The following is a 16,900-nucleotide window of genomic DNA, read 5'->3' as shown; positions in this document are numbered from 1 at the left end:
AGGTATTCAATCAAAAGGTTGATGCGTAAGCATCAACCTTTTTTGTATTTGAAACAGCAGAAACACTTCCGAGCCGTGATGTCTCGTTCAACACCGCTCGTTACCATTTGCAGTAAGGTATTCAAGTGATCGCAATCGGTTCTTGCTCTAATAATTCTAGGATATAAAAACTCGGATCTAGGAACTCAACGTCATTTCCCCTATATTAGAATGACTTTATAAGAAAGAACCTCAATGAGTTAAGGAGCGAGCGCAATGACAAAAAGGACCAAGCCCGAAATTTTGGCTCAGCAAACTGTCGCTCAATCAAAACTGTTCTCTATCGAATCTCTTGATTTGCGCTTTTCAAACGGCGAACAGCGAACTTACGAACGCATGAAACCGAGTGGGCGCCATGCTGTGATGATGGTTCCGATTACTGAACAAGGCGATATTTTATTAGTCCGTGAATACGCCGCGGGCACAGAACGCTATGAACTGGGCTTTCCAAAAGGCCTCATTGACTCAGGTGAACAACCGAATGAAGCCGCCGTTCGTGAGCTAAAAGAAGAGATTGGTTTTGGTGCCAACAAACTCACCCCACTAAAGGAAGTGATCCTTGCGCCCTCTTACTTCTCTAGCAAAATGACACTGTTTATCGCACAAGAACTCTACCCAGAGAAACTAGAAGGTGATGAACCCGAACCACTGGATATTGTACGTTGGCCCCTTGCTCAAGCCGAAGAGTTATTAACGCATCTCGACTTCTGTGAGGCTCGTAGTATTACCGCACTACTATTAACCCTTCGAACCTTAAACAACAATTAGAACGAACAGGCTCACTCGAAGCGTAAGAGAACATTTATGCCTATAAAAAAAGATTTATCTCATCTCCTCCCTTCAGTCATTGAGATTGCTCGTTCTGCTGGGCAGCTCATCTTAGAGATCTACGAGAAAAAAGATTACGAAGCGTTCACTAAAAGTGATGACACGCCGGTCACCACGGCTGACTTTGCAGCGCATAAGTTGATCTCGAAAAGGCTCTGTGAACTGACCCCTGATATTCCCGTGTTGTCTGAAGAAGCGGCTGACATCGGCCTAGAGCAACGAGCTCAATGGGATCGATACTGGTTGGTTGACCCACTAGATGGCACCCAGGAGTTCATCGCACGAAGTGGTGACTTCGCAACAATTATCGCTCTAATTGAACATAACAAGCCCGTCATGGGGGTCGTCTACGCACCGACTTCCGGAGTGAGCTATTACGCCTACCGTGGTAAAGGCGCTTGGAAAATCCCGGACCTCAATGACAGAGTGAAAATCAAAACGCATCGCCATGAACAGCCAAACCAATCGATCGCGATGGCGATCAGCCGCCGCCAAGACATCAATCACATCACTAGCCGTATGAGCTCAGCCTGGAACTATGATTTGGTCCCTTTAGGCTCAGCAGCGCTTAAGGCCTGTTTAGTGGCAGAAGGTGCTGTGGATTGTTACCTAAGACTTGGTCCAACGGGTGAATGGGATACCGCCGCAACCCAGTGCATTGTTGAAGAGGCGGGCGGCCGCATCTTGAGCACCCAGCTAGAACCACTCTCATACAATGAAAGAGAGACGCTTGAGAACCCCAATTTCATTGTTCTTGGTGATGCGGACTTACCATGGGCAGAGATCTTACAAGGTAAAGACTAGCCGAGTTTGCTCGCTGTCATTCTAACGAATCAAACAAAACGGGCACCTCAATGAGGCGCCCGTTTTTTATATTTCATAATTGAGTGACCCTTAGCTGTTTAGCTAAAAGCGACCTTGATAAGTAAACTGGTACTTACCTTGGCTATCAGGATTCCCCAACCATTTAAGTTGATTCTGCATCGTTGGTGGAAATTCAGCGCCCGGCTTAAACCACGCTGCCGACGTATAGCGTTGATTTGGCGTTACGCTCGCCGAAAACTCACTGTTTACCTGTTGGCTCTTCTGAGTACCTTTCGCCATAATGGTGCTGTCTTTACAAGTGATGTCCGCAATCACAGGCCCCAAATCTAACGACCCCACTGGGGAAGCCACCGCCGCACTAGACCAAGCCAGCGAACCTTCGCCTGATTGGCACCAAGGCTGCGCATAAACAGCAGATTTGATCATCAGTTCAACTTGTCCACTAATCGAAACCGGTACTGGAATAGCAGGAGCATACTTCATCACATTCTTAGCTGGCATTGATGCCACCAAGTTTTCCACATAAGCCCCACTCATGCTGTACCCGACATACCCTTTACCTGATAAATTCATATCGCTGCTACGCCCAAAGCGAACGGCGAGTTCCGCTTTGGCTTGGAATAGCTTAGAAAACTGGAAGTCCCACTGCACAGAGCCATAATTAACACGCTGCCACACGATGTTGTTTGCGCTGCCTTGCCAAACCGTGCCCTCCACGCCTTCGATACTGAAACCGCGCATCACCGGGGCGAGCTTAAGAGCAAAAGAAGCCGGTAAGTGCAGCAGTAGACTGACGGAGAAAAAGACGACAAAGATGCCACTAAAGAGCAGGCCATATTTAAAAGATAAACCGCGTTTCACATTAACCTCGTTTAAACTGTAGTCGGTTGACCTCAATAACCCCAGGGGTATCAGAGCGATCAATATCCATAAACTCAACCTCTACACCCTGCTTCTCTTTCAGGTATGTCAGCCAATCGACGAACTGATTAAATGGCACAGGTTTCACCCACACTTGTAGCATCTCACCACGTGGTTGCACTCGAATCAATTCAATCTTGAAACGACGCATAGAAGCAGGCACCGATTGATTCAGAGGTTGACTCGCACTGATGCCACCGCTGCCTCGTAGCGCAACCACTTCATTGGCTTTATGGGTTACCCAAGCCAGCAGTTGCTTCTCACTTTGAATGCGACTCTGGGCAAGTTCAGCTCGCTGACTGAGTGGCTGAATTAATCCCCAATAAACAACACCGACCACCAATAAAACGGAGCAACCAATGACTAATCGTTGCTCTCTTTGACTGATTGAAGTCCACCACGCTTGGAGTGGCTCAATTATATTTCTCATCACAGATCGCCTTACGCTGGTTATTGATGGGGTTTAAGAGTAAAGCTGCCAAATACGGCATCACCATTTCGGTTTAGTGGCCCTTGTTCTACGGTGAACTTCTCTTCGAGCTTCACCCTCACGGTCTCAAAATGTTGAAAATCAGAACTTTTAGCCTGCAGCCGAATCTCAGAACGATTCCCATCATAACGAATGTTTTCAACTTCTATCGCCCCGACCTTTCCTAAGGTTTCAGGCAGCAGTGCTAACCAGGCCAATAAAGAGTCGCCATCGCCTGAGCCGCCATATTTCTTGGCTTCATCGTTCATCTGACGTTTCAGATAACTGACTGTCGGAATGCGTTGTTTATCAGGAAGAACGGCTCTAAAGATACGTTCACTCTCCATGCGGTAAGCTTGTGCTTGCGCTTCGTATTGCTGAACTTTCAACACTTGTTGAGTGACAATCACAGCCACCAGCAAACAAGCAGCAATCGCCACCTTCTGCCAAACTCGCCAATATTTACTGAATGAAGATTTGGTTTTAAAGGTGCCAGTCAGTAAATTGACACTGCTTGAGATCGCTTGTTGACTCAATAAAGCCATCACCAATTCAGCAGGCTTGGCTTGCCACTCCAAACCACTTTGTCGCTGAACGTCGTCGTTTGGCATTGAGGTATAGCAGAAAATCGTCGTCGCTTGCTCTTCCTCACCAGAGACAACCCAATCACTTTGCAAGAACATCGGCAACCATACTTCGCTAACCGATACCGCATGATAATGACTTTGACGCAGCAACCAATGCTGCTCGATTTGCAGAGCACTGATTCCTTGCTCTTGCAAAGGAATCGCTAGCGTATCTGGCAACACCTTACGGAAGGTGATATTGGCTTCGCGAAACAGGTCTAAAGCTTGCTTTAACCATTCGCGATCGACACCACACACTGTGGCGTGCGTTGCGTCTTTATCTAAAATCGTCAGGTGTAACTCTTCGATATCTTGTGCGACTTCGTCTTCTAATAAAAACGGCAACATAGAATCGAACTGACGAGCAGCACCTTTCGGGATCTCCACACGCTTAATTAAGCACTCATTTCCCGGCAATAAAGCGATACAACTGCGCTTTTCCGCGTAAGGTGTTAACTCGTTAAGCTGTTCCCAGCTAGACAGTTCACCACTGGCTATCACTTCCTGTTGGCTTGTCGACCAAACTAACCACTGCACAGGATGGTGTAGTTCGCTACTCAGTCGAACGGTCAGAAACTCGCTCACGGATTCCTCCAAAACGACGGCGTACTGCCGTCACAGTCTCTCGATTGCTACTATAGAAAAGCGTCCGTATACGTACACGTGACTGCTCAACCAATACCTCTGCATCTAGCTCAAAATAGGCACTATCTACAGTTAAATATGCTTTCGCTTTTTTCTTGATTTCGGCACTCACACCAACCATGGCGGGCTCGGCCATAAATGCATCGACCGTATCCCAACCATCAAATGGGCGTTTATCTATCAGTTGTTTGGCATCTGACTCACTTAGACCTGGCGCAAACATCGCTTCTAACAGAGGGGCTTGTTTTTCCGAAACTGTGTTCACGTTCAATCGAAAGTCATCGGTAGGCAGTGCACAAACCAATGGGCGAACCTTATTCATCACCTCACCCGTCACCTGATACACTGCGCGCAGCTCCGATTCGTCAGCCATTAAGCCATTTGCCGCAAGATAAGATGGCTTCATCGCCTCATAGGTGCTGTCTTCAACACCAACGGAAGAGGTGCTACGTGTATCACTGTCAACAAACTCCCATGTTGAATTCGCAATCACCTCCGCCTGATAAGGCTCAACATCTTGATTTTCCAATAAGGTTTGCCAAACCGTCAGTAAATAGGGGGACTGATTATTGGATGTGACCGTAACCCCAGCCAAGGCATTGAGATTAAAACACGCTTGCGCATCCACGATTCGCCCTTTCACTTGCCCATAATCCAACGGGTATACCTGCTCCTCAAGCGCCCAAGGTTGGCTTAAGTTTACGGTATCACTGTCTTTGTAGCTTTGCCTAATACCATCTTGAACGAGCGCTTCAACACCGATGCTGTACCAGTAAGCCTGTTGGTAATTCAACTGATTACCCACACGTTTAAATTGCGTAAACAAACGTTCTGACATACTCCCAGCAATGGTTATCATGATCGCCAGCAGCATCAAAATAATGATCAGTGCAACACCACGCTGTTTCCGCCCCAACGTTGGCCGGGTCATGACAAGAGAGTTAGTTCGATGAATCATTATTCCCCTCATTAGTGACTGAAGCGCCACTGTTTGAAGTGTCATCGACCTGATCTAGGGTGCCACTTGCGATGAGATAGACACGCTCTATCTCACCATAATCTTTCAAAGTCAGTTTTAGTCTTATTGCTTTAGGCAGAGACTTATCCGTTTGCCACTCTTTCTCCCAACGGCTCCCGTCATAAAACTCAAAGGCCAAATTTTCGACATCATCAAGCAGAGGCGTAATCACACCTTGTTGTCCTGCTGGTGTATCAGGATAGCGCCACCACACACGCTCAAGCGTCTCCTCTTTTATGCGATAACCGACTTTCGTCACCTCACCTCGTGGAAACTGCTGTTGTGGGTTGTGCCACCCAAGGCGAGTAAATAGGATACCAACACCGTCGGAATCCAATAAATACTCCTTCATTAAGATCAGCTTAGATGATGCTTCTTCACCATTGGTGCGAAATTGTCGAACCGCCATCTGACGAAAGTCATTATCTAAAATGACTAAACTACGTTGCAGTTGATTCAAACGCGCACTGCGTTCAATTGAGATATCATTGCTCCGCTGCACCTGATTTACAACTTGATAGGCCGCTATACTTAAAGCGGCAAAGATAGCAATCGAGACCAAAACCTCAATTAAGGTAAAGCCTCTCCCTTTTGCAAGTAGGCGCGGTTTGCGTGACAAACTCTTAAATGAAGCCAGCGTAGACGACCTACTTTTACTGAGCGAACGGTTTTTAATTCGCGACATAACTGCGCACCGTGACCACTGGAGAAGCTTGTTTACTGGTTGCTGCACTCACATCAAACGCCTTTAATAGATTATCACTGGTATCGATGGGGGTAACCTGCCAGAACCATTCTCTTCCTGCTAATTCTTGTGTGCCCTGCGCTTTTTTTAGCTTCTCAGGATGGAGCATCACTAAGGCCATTTGGTTATCTACGACCATCGCTGCAAAGGTTTTATCTTCTAGATAACTGAGTGTATTGATATGTTGAGTTACGGCACGAATAACACTGATCGCCGCGGTTGCAAAAATCGCGAGCGCGACCAAGACCTCAAGTAGCGTCATACCACGAGAACGATGAGAATAGAGGTTATTTCTCTTCATCTTCTTCTCCCGGCTCTAACAATCGAATGACACCATTATCCAACACTTGAATACGCCAACCGTCTTGCACCGTATCCCCTGTATTTGGGTAAAAAGAAAGAACGAACGGTGTCATTTCCGCACTCGATAAGATGTATATCTGCGGTGGCTTAGGCTTTTTTTCCTCTTCAAGATCGGCAAACATATCTTCATCAAACAAGCTTCCTGGATTGAATAACCGATCATCGTCTTCCCATGCGCCACCCCCTAATGTCAGTGACAACGCCAGTTCTTTCGGTAATTCCGTTAAAGAGGGGATTTTCTCGAATTCAACGTCCTGCCAACCTTCTGATTTCAGTGCCATCAATACATAGGTCGATCTCTTTTCATCAACACGAATACCAAAGTCCAAACCACTCAAAATCGCTTCTTCGTTGAGCAACTGAACTCGTTGATAAAAGCTTTGAGCGTATTTTTTAGCAACATCTTTACTATTGATCGGGATGGTCGCGATCACCGCGACCGCTGTTAATGACAGCAGAACCAACACTAAAAGAATCTCAATCAAAGTGAAACCTGGCTGTGTTTGCGTCGTCTTCACCGTCTAGACTCCATGGGTTTACGTCCTGATCTCAAAATGTGTCACGCGCAATAACTTATCAAGAAGCAATCCACCGCCGCTTATTGAAAGTCTTGCATGTTCCAGTTGCCGATATCCGCAGCAATGCCTTCACCGCCTTCTTGGCCATCTGCACCAAGAGTGAAAATATCGATAGTGCCATTATCACCTGGGCTTAGGAATTGGTACTCGTTACCCCATGGGTCATTAGGTAGACGCTTGATGTAGCCACCATCGCGGTAGTTACGAGGCTCTGGACTGCTTGGCTTAGAAACCAATGCATCAAGACCTTGATCCGTTGTTGGGTAAACGCTGTTATCCAGTTTGTACATATCGAGCGCGTTCTCTAGCGCCACAATATCAGTAATGGCTTTTTGTTGGTCAGCCTTCTCTTTATTACCTAAGAGGTTAGGCACAACAAAGCTGGCTAAAATGCCAAGAATAACCACAACAACCATCACTTCTAATAGGGTAAAGCCTGACTGTTTTTTCATTTTGTGTTTCATTATTTTCTCCAAATTACAGATGCGAGTTGAGACAGCAATGCCTTCATCTCGACAATCCAAAAACTCATGTTCTATAAGCTACTGTTAAATCAGCCACTCATTAGATTGTTCATTTCAAGCATCGGCATCAAGGTCGCCATCACAATAAACAGCACTAAACCTGCCATCAAAGCGATAAGCGCTGGGGTGAAAATACCTAACGCAATATTCACCGTCGATTCAAAGCTTTGGTCTTGGTTATCCGCGGCTCTTGTTAACATCTGTTCCAACTGACCACTCTGCTCACCACTGGCGATCATATGCAGCATCATCGGTGGAAAAAGTTTGGTTTGGGCGAGCGCTTTACGCAGGCTTGCACCTTCTCTAACACTGTCTGAAGCCTGCAATACTTGTTGCTTCACATAATGATTCGACATCACATCCACGGCCACTTTCATCCCTTCAAGGATGGGAATCGTACTTGAGGTACAGATCGACAATGTTCGAGCGAACCGAGATGTATTGATGCCCTTCGCTATCTTGCCAATCAGCGGGAGACTTAATAATTTACGATCCCAACTCATGCGGACACTCGGCTTTTTCAACGCGGTCTTGACAACAAAAATCACACCCATGACCAATAGCAGTAATTGGATACCCCAATTCTGAATAAATTCACTCGATGCTAATAAAAATTGTGTCGATTGAGGCAGCTCTTGTCCCATTTGAATAATTGGCTCTACAATCTTAGGGACTACCGTAGCGAGTAGGAAAGAGACGATCGCGACCGCAAAGACCACCAACACGATAGGGTAGATCATCGCTTGCAGTAATGTTGAACGCATCTTTTGACGATTTTCGGCGTAATCAGCCAAGCGTTCAAGCACCGCATCCAAGTGTCCTGACTTCTCACCAGCGGCAACCATCGATCTGAACAGCTCATCGAAGATATGTGGGAAATCAGACAAACTGTCCGCCAGCGAATAACCTTCGGTAACTTTAGATCGCACCGCAAGTAACATGGTACGAATGCGAGGTTTTTCCGACTGTTCGGCCACCGCTTTCAAACACTCTTCTAAAGGCATGCCAGATTGAACCAGTGTTGAGATTTGACGGGTAATCAACGCCAGATCTGGCGTACTGATACTACGTTTAAAACTGGTCGATGGTTGAACACCTTTCGAGGGCTTGGCTTTGGCCTCGGTCATCTCAACCGGAATTAAACCAAGCTCTTTGATTCTTTGACGAGCCTGGCGGGCATTATCGGCCTCGATTGACCCTTTTTTACTCTTGCCAGTGTTATCCAACGCTTTGTATTCAAATGCTGCCATTCTAGACTTCCTTGGTCACACGCATCACTTCTTCTAGGGACGTTACGCCTTTTCGAACTTTGCTTAAACCATCGTCACGAATACTGGGCGTTGTGCCACGAATGACCTTCTCAATGGCCTGCTCTCCAGACTCACTATGGATTAGCTCTTGTACCGAGTCATCAATCATCAATAGTTCATGAATGCCCGTACGGCCTTTGTATCCTTTATGACCACACAACTCACAACCTTTCGCTCGGTATAGCGTCAGGCTTTCATTTTTCATCAATCCGAACAGTTTTTTCTGCTCGCTATCGGCTTGATAAGGCTCTTTGCAGCCATGGCATAGGGTACGCACTAAACGCTGCGCTAGAACTCCCAGCAATGAAGACGAAATCAAGAAAGGTTCAATACCCATATCCCGCAAACGCGTGATCGCACCGATGGCAGTATTGGTGTGCAGAGTCGACATCACTAAATGGCCGGTCAAAGAAGCTTGTACTGCAATCTCTGCGGTTTCTAAATCTCGGATTTCACCGATCATCACCACATCAGGATCTTGACGAAGAATGGCACGCAAACCTCGCGCAAAGGTCATATCAACCTTAGGGTTCACTTGTGTTTGACCTATGCCGTCAATATCGAATTCGATTGGGTCTTCAACAGTTAAAATATTTCGCTCGTTACTGTTGAGCTCTTGCAGACCGGCGTACAAGGTTGTTGATTTACCTGAGCCCGTCGGGCCCGTAACCAAAATAATACCGTGTGGACGCTGAATCAGCTTACGGAAATTTTCGTGGTTCTCGGCCGTCATACCTAAACTGTGTAAGTCTAGACGAGTGGCGTTCTTATCCAACAAACGCATGACCACACGCTCACCATGTGAGGAAGGCATGGTGGAGACGCGCACATCCACCGCTCGGCCACCGATGCGCAAAGAAATGCGGCCATCTTGTGGCACGCGTTTTTCAGCGATATCCAACTTCGCCATGACCTTTACACGAGAGACGAGCAAAGGGGCAAGCTTACGACTCGGGGCTAACACATCACGCAGTACACCATCAACTCGGAAACGAATAGAGAGTGACTTCTCAAACGTCTCGATATGAATATCCGAAGCGCCTTCTTTAATCGCCTCACCTAACATGGCATTGATTAACTTGATGATAGGGGCATCGTCTTCCGATTCAAGCAGGTCTTCATCTTGTGGTAACTCTTCGGCTAATGAGAAAAAATCGTCGCTGTCTGCCCCAATATCTTCCATCAACTGGCGCGCTTCCGATGAATCTCGCTGATAAGCATCAGTCAGTTTTTTATCAAACTCATCCACGGTAATTACTTGAGGTATAAAGCCACGCTTCACCACTCGGCTCACTTCAATGATCGCCGCTGATTTCAATGGTTCAACGTAATAAAGTACTGGCTCACGCTCAGGATGCTGATACTCAAGCACCATTTTGTAGCGATTCGCAAAGCTAAACGGCAAGCGCTGGTAAGTACGCGCCGAACCGATCAATTCAGTCATTATTCTTTTTCCATTTGATCAAGGAAAGCTTGGATTTCTGCTGGGTGATCCATATTGTCACCAAACTTAGGTAAAACCGGAATGTTATCGTCAGCCATCAATTTCAGCCCTTGCTCAGCTTTATAGAGTTGCTCAGCTCGAATGAAGTTGTATTTACGCTGAGTGATACCATCAGCCGTCATCCCATCACGAATAATGGTTGGCTTGATGAAAACCATTAAGTTCTTTTTCTCGACCTGAGTACTGGTTGATTTAAACAAGTATCCCAAAATAGGAATATCACCTAAAAATGGGACTTTAGATTCACTCTCCAATGCACGCTCATCAATCAGACCGCCTAGCACGAGCATTTGACCATCTTGAACTATCACCGAGGTATTGAGCTGGCGCTTAGCAAAACGAACATCAACAGCCCCGTTTGCACCTAATACATTCGAGACTTCTTGTTCTATTTTCAGCTGAACAGAGTCACCTTCATTAATTTGTGGCACCACTTTAAGTTTGATGCCGACTTCTTTACGTTCAACCGTCTGGAATGGATTGTCGTTGCTTGAACCTGCCGTCGAGCCCGTAAGAACCGGCACTTCTTCACCAACAATGAACGAAGCTTCACCATTATCCATAACCGTAATACTTGGTGAAGAGAGAATATTTGAGTTTGAATCGGTCGCCACAGCACTGATCAGCGCTGTCCAATCGCCCATGGCCAAGCTCACAGCCGCACCATTAACACCAGAGAGAGCGGAAGCTAACGTTGAATAGTCACCCTTTTCAGTCGTCGTTTCATTGCGCTGGAATTTACCATTTTCATCGTAAACCGCGGTGGTCTTTTCCGTATCTTTCGCTTCTTCTAAACCGACCATAACATTGCCAATAGACGCTCCGGTGTTGCCGTACTGGACCACAGCCCCGGTTTCAAGGTTGCCCCACTGGACACCAAGGTTAACGCCATCACCTTCTGACATCTCAACAATCAAGGCTTCAATCAATACTTGAGCACGACGAATATCGAGTTGTGCAATGACATCTTTCAGTGCACTCATGATCTCTGGCTGGGCAGAAATAACCAGAGAATTGGTATCACTGTGCGCCGAAATCATCACTTGGTTTCGTTGCGATGGACTGCCTTTGGTTGACGTTTGCTTCTCTGACTGCAAGTTATCAGACACACCTTTCAACACATCGACAAGATCTTCTGCTTTCGCGTATTTAAGGTAGACAACTTGGTTATTACCTCTCGTTGCCATTTCAACATCAAGCTGTTTAATCAGCTTTTTTAAACGACTGCGTACCTTAGGATCACCAGAAATAAGAATCGAATTGGTGCGCTCGTCTGCCACCAGTTTAGGTTGCAAAAATTCGGGGGTGTTTTTTGCGTCTGTGGTTTTACTCAGAGCATCAACAATACGCACCATCTCGGCTGCTGAAGCATTTTTCAGCTCAACGATTTCAATCTCTTTATCACCCGCTTGGTCAACACGCTTAATGATTTCAGCTAAACGATTGACCACCGCTGCTCGGCCAGTAATCAAGATGATATTGGCAGGGTCATAGTGCACTACGTTACCCGCGCCAGCATTGTCATTCAATTGACGAAGCAGAGGAGACAATTCACGCACCGAGACATTGCGAACCCTTACGACACGAGTAACAACGCTGTCGCCTTTAACTGAATCACCCTCTCCCACAACCGGAATCGCAGAGGTTTTTGCGTCTTTGGCTTTGATGATTTTAAGAACACCCGAATCCATTTCAACAACCGCATAACCATAGACTTCTAATACATTGAGAAAGAAACGGTAATATTGTTCTTCATTGAGTACGTCATAACTGCGCACATCAATTTTTCCACGTACGGATGGGTCAACGATGATCGTCTTCTCTAGGTTACGGCCAACAATATTAATAAACTCTTGAATGTCCGTGCCCTTAAAACTGGCACTAAAATCACTAGCGATGGCGGCAGGCGTGCAGATTAAGCTTCCAGCCAACAACCATGCACTTTTCTTAAACCAATGCTTCACGTATTTCTCCTACACTTTCGTCGCTCTTTGGACGCAAAGTTTTAAAATTCAATAAACACTTCATGTTGTTGTCCATTCCTCTCGACGGTAAGGTTGAGCTCTGTCAGTTCTGAAATGGTACGGAATATATTGCCCATAGCGGCTGGGTCTGTCAGGTCTTGCCCGTTTAACTGAGTCGCAATATCTCCGCTTTGGAGGCCAACTGAGTTAAAAAGTTCTGAATCTTTGCCAGGGCTCACACGATAACCCATCACTTTATCGTCACGCTTCACCTGAGACAGTCGAACATATTGAAAGATTTGTTGCGGATCTTTTAATATTTTTGCTTTGATTTGATCCAGCTTCTGTTCGGCAGAAGCCGGGTTGTTACCACGAACAGAAGAAGAAGCTCTCGGGGGCGCCGGTGCGGATACCGCTAAACGCTTATACTCAATACCTTCGAGCATCAGTGTTTCGTCTCGCCCTGAATTATTGATGATCACGCGATCAACGAATACCGCTTTTAATTTAGCTCGTGTACCGTCAATTTCTTCATTAATCCCGTAAGTCGCTTGCGTACCGCGATTGGCTATCACAGCTAAGCTTAATTTAGGATTCGAGCTGGCAACGGCACCAACCAAAATCAAATTCAATCGTGTCTTAGGGGCATCTTGGATAACTTGCTGTTCAACCACCGTCGGTGTCGTTGGATTATAGGCACCAAAAAGGTTGCTCTGCTGTAAAGAAGAGATATCGAGCATTGCCTGAGGAGAGGAAGACGAGGAAGCCGCAGCCTGCCAAGGCACTAAAGTTTGCTCGACCGGTTCAATAAACCATGCAAGCTGCCCTAAAATCCAGGCTGAAGCGGCAATTAACACGCAACAAGTGGCTAAGCTTAGTTTCTTCTGAATTTCCCATCCGTTAGCAAATAAGCGGCTCAATATAGGTGAATTTCCCATGCGATTTTTGAGCTCTAAAACGTTCACTTCCTTTGTCCCTTTTCATGACAACAAATGCTGCAAATCATTAAGCTTTCAGCTTTTTTATTCATTCGTTTGATACCAAGCTTATTTAAAGCATAAGGCCTTAAACTATATCATAGCCAATCTATAAATCGTCATTAGATGGCTATTTTGTAATATGACTTGAAAAAAATGCTAACCGCCTCCACTTTAAGCTTCAACTCAGAGTGATAAACATCATCAAAAATAGCTGGCGCGCTGTTTATTACCGTTAAACCGCACTCATTTCTCACTGAAAAGGCACAGCCCTATGAAAACACAAAATGAAGCTGTCAGACTCGATAAATGGTTGTGGGCCGCTCGTTTTTACAAAACCCGGTCTATTGCACGCAACATGGTCGATGGTGGCAAAGTCCACTATAATGGTCAGCGCAGCAAACCAAGTAAAATTGTTGAACTTGGCGCTATCATTACATTGCGCCAAGGTAATGAAGAAAAAACGGTGACTATCGAGAAAATCTCGGCCCATCGTGGTGGAGCACCTATCGCTCAAACGCTCTATGAAGAAACGACCGAGAGCGTGGCAAAACGAGAAGCATTTGCCAGCCAACGTAAACTGAATGCTCACAGCCCAGCACCCGAACGTCGCCCAGATAAAAAGCAACGTCGTGACATCATCAAGTTCAAGAATCAATAAGCTAGAAGGAATAGCCAAATGGCAAACAATGTTTTAAATCGCTACCTATTTGAAGACCTATCAGTACGTGGTGAATTGGTCCAAATAGACGAAGCGTACCAACAGATTATTTCTAGCAAGGAATACCCAGCACCCGTTCAAAAATTACTGGGTGAACTATTGGTTTCAACGACGCTATTAACGGCGACCTTAAAGTTTGAAGGCTCTATCACGATGCAACTGCAAGGTGATGGCCCAGTCTCCCTTGTTGTTATCAATGGTGATCACGATCAGAAAATCCGTGGCGTAGCGCGTTTTAACGGAGATATTGCTGATGATGCCGGCCTACACGACCTAATGGGTAAAGGCCACCTAGTGATCACGATCGATCCTAAAAAAGGTGAGCGTTACCAAGGTATCGTTGGTCTTGAAGGTGACACATTGGCCGATGTTCTTGAAGGCTACTTCGCTAACTCTGAGCAGCTTAAAACGCGTCTATGGCTGCGCACAGGTGAGCATGAAGGCAAAGCACATGCTGCCGGTATGTTGCTACAAGTGATGCCTGATGGCACAGGTACGCCAAACGACTTCGAACATCTAGAACAGCTTACTGACACTGTGAAAAACGAAGAACTGTTCACTCTAGAAGCGAATGAGCTGCTTTACCGTTTATACAACCAAGAGAAAGTACAGCTATTCACACCACAACCGGTTGAATTCTTCTGCGGCTGTTCACGCGATCGAAGCGCAGCAGCAATCATTACCGTTGCTCAAGAAGAGATCTACGACATCCTAAGTACGGAAGGAAGCGTTGGTCTACACTGCGATTACTGTGGCACAAACTACTCGTTCGACAAGAGCGATGTTGATGCACTGTACGCCGAAGCAGCTGATAAAGGCGACAACACGGTTCATTAATTTACGACCGCTCAAAAACACGTAATTTACCCCAAAAAGGTCAGCACTTAGCTGGCCTTTTTTGTGATCAAAATAGCGCAAAAACCGCAACATCTCGTAATAAAATCACCACTTAATTTTAATCAATTAATAATATTGCCGCCCCTAGCGCAAAGGTTTGCGTACAGGATAGACTAGTTGGGCCAATATGTGACGATACGCTTAAAAGCACTAGTATTATATGGGTACTTTTTGAGCTACATCCCTGTTTCCCTAGAACCTCGTTGCTAGCATGGTCAGCAGATAACAATAAAAAATTAATACAAAATCCCTACAAAATATCCTATAAGGAGCACCTATGACCGTTATGGAACATACTAAGGTTGCACAACTTGATCTAACTAAGCACGGACTGACTGGCGTTACCGACGTTATTCGTAATCCTAGCTACGAACAGCTATTCGTTGAAGAAACACGGCTAGGCCTAAAAGGCTACGAAAAAGGCGTAGTCACGGAACTCGGCGCTGTTGCGGTTGATACTGGTATCTTTACTGGTCGCTCACCAAAAGATAAGTACATTGTTAAAGATGACACAACACGCGATACCCTGTGGTGGTCAGATCAAGGCAAAAATGATAACAAACCGATTACAACGGAAGTATGGCACGAGCTGAAAGCGCTGGTGACAACCCAGTTATCAGGCAAGCGGTTGTTTGTCATTGACGGTTATTGTGGTGCTAACCCAGATACACGTTTAAGTGTCCGTATTATCACTGAAGTCGCATGGCAGGCGCACTTCGTTAAGAACATGTTCATTCGTCCAACCGACGAAGAGCTCGCAACATTCGAGCCTGATTTTGTGGTTATGAACGGGGCGAAAACAACCAATCCTAACTGGGAAAAACAAGGGCTAAACTCTGAGAACTTCATTGCTTTCAACCTAACTGAACGTGTTCAAATCATTGGCGGTACTTGGTACGGCGGCGAAATGAAAAAAGGCATGTTCGCCATGATGAACTACCTACTGCCTTTACAAGGTATCGCTTCAATGCACTGTAGTGCTAATGTGGGCGAAAACGAGGATGTCGCTATTTTCTTCGGTCTATCCGGTACAGGTAAAACAACGCTGTCAACCGATCCTAAGCGCAAGCTAATTGGTGATGATGAGCATGGTTGGGATGACGATGGCATCTTCAACTTTGAAGGCGGCTGTTATGCGAAGACCATTCGCTTATCTAAAGAAGCAGAACCTGAAATCTACAACGCCATCCGACGTGATGCACTGCTAGAAAATGTCACGGTTCGTGGTGATGGTTCTATTGATTTTGATGACGGTTCAAAAACCGAAAACACCCGTGTTTCTTACCCGATTGACCACATCGATAACATCGTTAAGCCAGTATCAAAAGCCGGCCATGCTAAAAAAGTCATCTTCCTGACAGCTGATGCATTTGGTGTGCTCCCTCCTGTTGCTAAACTGACTCCAGAGCAAACGAAGTACCACTTCTTATCAGGTTTTACCGCGAAGCTAGCAGGCACAGAGCGTGGGATTACGGAACCTACACCTACGTTCTCAGCGGCATTTGGAGCTGCTTTCCTAACCCTTCACCCAACTCAGTACGCTGAAGTACTGGTGAAGCGTATGGAAGCCGCTGGCGCTGAAGCTTACCTCGTGAACACAGGCTGGAACGGCACTGGCAAACGCATCTCTATTCAAGATACTCGCGGCATCATCGACGCTATTCTAGATGGCTCAATTGACAATGCAGAGACTAAGGTTATCCCGATGTTTAACCTAGAAGTTCCGCTAACGCTGCCTGATGTAGACCCTACGATTCTTGACCCACGAGATACGTACACCGACCCTCTACAATGGGAAAGCAAAGCAAAAGATCTTGCAGAACGCTTCATCAATAACTTTGATAAATACACTGACAATGCTGAAGGGAAATCATTGGTTGCGGCAGGTCCTCAACTGGACTAACCCATCCTCTGCTCGGGCCTAGCCAAAAGCGAACGCCCAATTT

At 46.0% G+C, this 16,900-nt stretch carries 17 protein-coding genes; 5 read left to right on the top strand and 12 right to left on the bottom strand.

Features of this window, described 5'->3' with window-relative positions:
* Positions 1-255 precede the first annotated feature (255 nt).
* Together nudE and cysQ are read left to right on the top strand one after the other, a co-directional pair.
* Positions 256-807: an ADP compounds hydrolase NudE gene (nudE, locus tag OCU36_RS00555; protein ID WP_261838581.1), complete on the top strand. Its 552-nt coding sequence runs from the start codon at positions 256-258 to the stop codon at positions 805-807.
* A gap of 36 nt (positions 808-843) precedes the next feature.
* Complete coding sequence (gene cysQ, locus OCU36_RS00550; protein WP_261838580.1) at positions 844-1,671, top strand: 3'(2'),5'-bisphosphate nucleotidase CysQ; 828 nt, start codon at positions 844-846, stop codon at positions 1,669-1,671.
* A 102-nt stretch (positions 1,672-1,773) separates the two neighbouring features.
* Here cysQ and OCU36_RS00545 read toward each other — a convergent pair whose 3' ends face one another.
* The 12 genes from OCU36_RS00545 to gspC form a co-directional block, all read right to left on the bottom strand.
* Positions 1,774-2,553, bottom strand: a complete 780-nt coding sequence (locus tag OCU36_RS00545; protein ID WP_261838579.1) for a type II secretion system protein N — start codon at positions 2,551-2,553, stop codon at positions 1,774-1,776.
* Between the two features lies 1 nt (position 2,554).
* The gene (locus OCU36_RS00540; protein WP_261838578.1) at positions 2,555-3,043 is read right to left on the bottom strand and encodes a type II secretion system protein M; all 489 of its coding nucleotides are present in this window, start codon (positions 3,041-3,043) and stop codon (positions 2,555-2,557) included.
* Between the two features lie 20 nt (positions 3,044-3,063).
* Positions 3,064-4,293: a type II secretion system protein GspL gene (gene gspL / locus OCU36_RS00535; RefSeq protein ID WP_261838577.1), complete on the bottom strand. Its 1,230-nt coding sequence runs from the start codon at positions 4,291-4,293 to the stop codon at positions 3,064-3,066.
* Positions 4,262-5,311, bottom strand: coding sequence for a type II secretion system minor pseudopilin GspK (gspK, locus tag OCU36_RS00530; protein WP_261838576.1), 1,050 nt, complete (start codon positions 5,309-5,311; stop codon positions 4,262-4,264). The genes gspL and gspK overlap by 32 nt, the downstream gene beginning before the upstream one ends.
* Positions 5,295-6,056: a type II secretion system minor pseudopilin GspJ gene (gene gspJ, locus OCU36_RS00525; protein ID WP_261838575.1), complete on the bottom strand. Its 762-nt coding sequence runs from the start codon at positions 6,054-6,056 to the stop codon at positions 5,295-5,297. Before gspJ ends, gspK begins: the two co-directional genes overlap by 17 nt.
* A complete protein-coding gene (gene gspI / locus OCU36_RS00520; protein WP_261838574.1) occupies positions 6,043-6,417 on the bottom strand; it encodes a type II secretion system minor pseudopilin GspI in 375 nt (124 codons plus the stop codon). Before gspI ends, gspJ begins: the two co-directional genes overlap by 14 nt.
* Complete coding sequence (gene gspH, locus OCU36_RS00515) at positions 6,404-6,997, bottom strand: type II secretion system minor pseudopilin GspH (protein ID WP_261838573.1); 594 nt, start codon at positions 6,995-6,997, stop codon at positions 6,404-6,406. The genes gspI and gspH overlap by 14 nt, the downstream gene beginning before the upstream one ends.
* Positions 6,998-7,077: 80 nt before the next feature.
* The gene (gene gspG / locus OCU36_RS00510; RefSeq protein ID WP_261838572.1) at positions 7,078-7,521 is read right to left on the bottom strand and encodes a type II secretion system major pseudopilin GspG; all 444 of its coding nucleotides are present in this window, start codon (positions 7,519-7,521) and stop codon (positions 7,078-7,080) included.
* 89 nt (positions 7,522-7,610) lie between these two features.
* Positions 7,611-8,831, bottom strand: coding sequence for a type II secretion system inner membrane protein GspF (gene gspF / locus OCU36_RS00505; RefSeq protein ID WP_261838571.1), 1,221 nt, complete (start codon positions 8,829-8,831; stop codon positions 7,611-7,613).
* A 1-nt stretch (position 8,832) separates the two neighbouring features.
* Complete coding sequence (gspE, locus tag OCU36_RS00500; RefSeq protein ID WP_261838570.1) at positions 8,833-10,335, bottom strand: type II secretion system ATPase GspE; 1,503 nt, start codon at positions 10,333-10,335, stop codon at positions 8,833-8,835.
* Positions 10,335-12,359: a type II secretion system secretin GspD gene (gspD, locus tag OCU36_RS00495; protein WP_261838569.1), complete on the bottom strand. Its 2,025-nt coding sequence runs from the start codon at positions 12,357-12,359 to the stop codon at positions 10,335-10,337. Before gspD ends, gspE begins: the two co-directional genes overlap by 1 nt.
* Positions 12,360-12,400: 41 nt before the next feature.
* Positions 12,401-13,297, bottom strand: coding sequence for a type II secretion system protein GspC (gspC, locus tag OCU36_RS00490; protein WP_261839664.1), 897 nt, complete (start codon positions 13,295-13,297; stop codon positions 12,401-12,403).
* A 313-nt stretch (positions 13,298-13,610) separates the two neighbouring features.
* Here gspC and hslR point away from each other — a divergent pair, with 313 nt between their 5' ends.
* The 3 genes from hslR to pckA all read left to right on the top strand — a co-directional run bounded on the left by hslR (position 13,611) and on the right by pckA (position 16,857).
* Positions 13,611-13,997, top strand: coding sequence for a ribosome-associated heat shock protein Hsp15 (gene hslR, locus OCU36_RS00485; protein WP_261838568.1), 387 nt, complete (start codon positions 13,611-13,613; stop codon positions 13,995-13,997).
* Between the two features lie 18 nt (positions 13,998-14,015).
* Positions 14,016-14,894 carry an Hsp33 family molecular chaperone HslO gene (gene hslO / locus OCU36_RS00480; protein WP_261838567.1) on the top strand — a complete coding sequence of 293 codons (879 nt, stop codon included), beginning with the start codon at positions 14,016-14,018 and terminating at the stop codon, positions 14,892-14,894.
* A gap of 337 nt (positions 14,895-15,231) precedes the next feature.
* The gene (gene pckA, locus OCU36_RS00475; protein ID WP_261838566.1) at positions 15,232-16,857 is read left to right on the top strand and encodes a phosphoenolpyruvate carboxykinase (ATP); all 1,626 of its coding nucleotides are present in this window, start codon (positions 15,232-15,234) and stop codon (positions 16,855-16,857) included.
* The last annotated feature ends 43 nt before the right edge of the window (positions 16,858-16,900 follow it).

It is taken from the genome of Vibrio artabrorum (assembly GCF_024347295.1).
Classification (GTDB): domain Bacteria; phylum Pseudomonadota; class Gammaproteobacteria; order Enterobacterales; family Vibrionaceae; genus Vibrio; species Vibrio artabrorum.
Note: the sequence above shows the minus strand (reverse complement) of the source record. Positions and strands in the feature narration are given on the sequence as shown.

Coding starts and splice junctions, on each gene's coding strand:
- gspI (WP_261838574.1), bottom strand. CDS start 6,417: ATGAAGAGAAATAACCTCTATTCTCATCGTTCTCGTGGTATGACGCTA.
- cysQ (WP_261838580.1), top strand. CDS start 844: ATGCCTATAAAAAAAGATTTATCTCATCTCCTCCCTTCAGTCATTGAG.
- hslR (WP_261838568.1), top strand. CDS start 13,611: ATGAAAACACAAAATGAAGCTGTCAGACTCGATAAATGGTTGTGGGCC.
- gspC (WP_261839664.1), bottom strand. CDS start 13,297: ATGGGAAATTCACCTATATTGAGCCGCTTATTTGCTAACGGATGGGAA.
- nudE (WP_261838581.1), top strand. CDS start 256: ATGACAAAAAGGACCAAGCCCGAAATTTTGGCTCAGCAAACTGTCGCT.
- gspF (WP_261838571.1), bottom strand. CDS start 8,831: ATGGCAGCATTTGAATACAAAGCGTTGGATAACACTGGCAAGAGTAAA.
- pckA (WP_261838566.1), top strand. CDS start 15,232: ATGACCGTTATGGAACATACTAAGGTTGCACAACTTGATCTAACTAAG.
- gspG (WP_261838572.1), bottom strand. CDS start 7,521: ATGAAACACAAAATGAAAAAACAGTCAGGCTTTACCCTATTAGAAGTG.
- gspE (WP_261838570.1), bottom strand. CDS start 10,335: ATGACTGAATTGATCGGTTCGGCGCGTACTTACCAGCGCTTGCCGTTT.
- gspK (WP_261838576.1), bottom strand. CDS start 5,311: ATGATTCATCGAACTAACTCTCTTGTCATGACCCGGCCAACGTTGGGG.
- OCU36_RS00540 (WP_261838578.1), bottom strand. CDS start 3,043: ATGAGAAATATAATTGAGCCACTCCAAGCGTGGTGGACTTCAATCAGT.
- gspJ (WP_261838575.1), bottom strand. CDS start 6,056: ATGTCGCGAATTAAAAACCGTTCGCTCAGTAAAAGTAGGTCGTCTACG.
- hslO (WP_261838567.1), top strand. CDS start 14,016: ATGGCAAACAATGTTTTAAATCGCTACCTATTTGAAGACCTATCAGTA.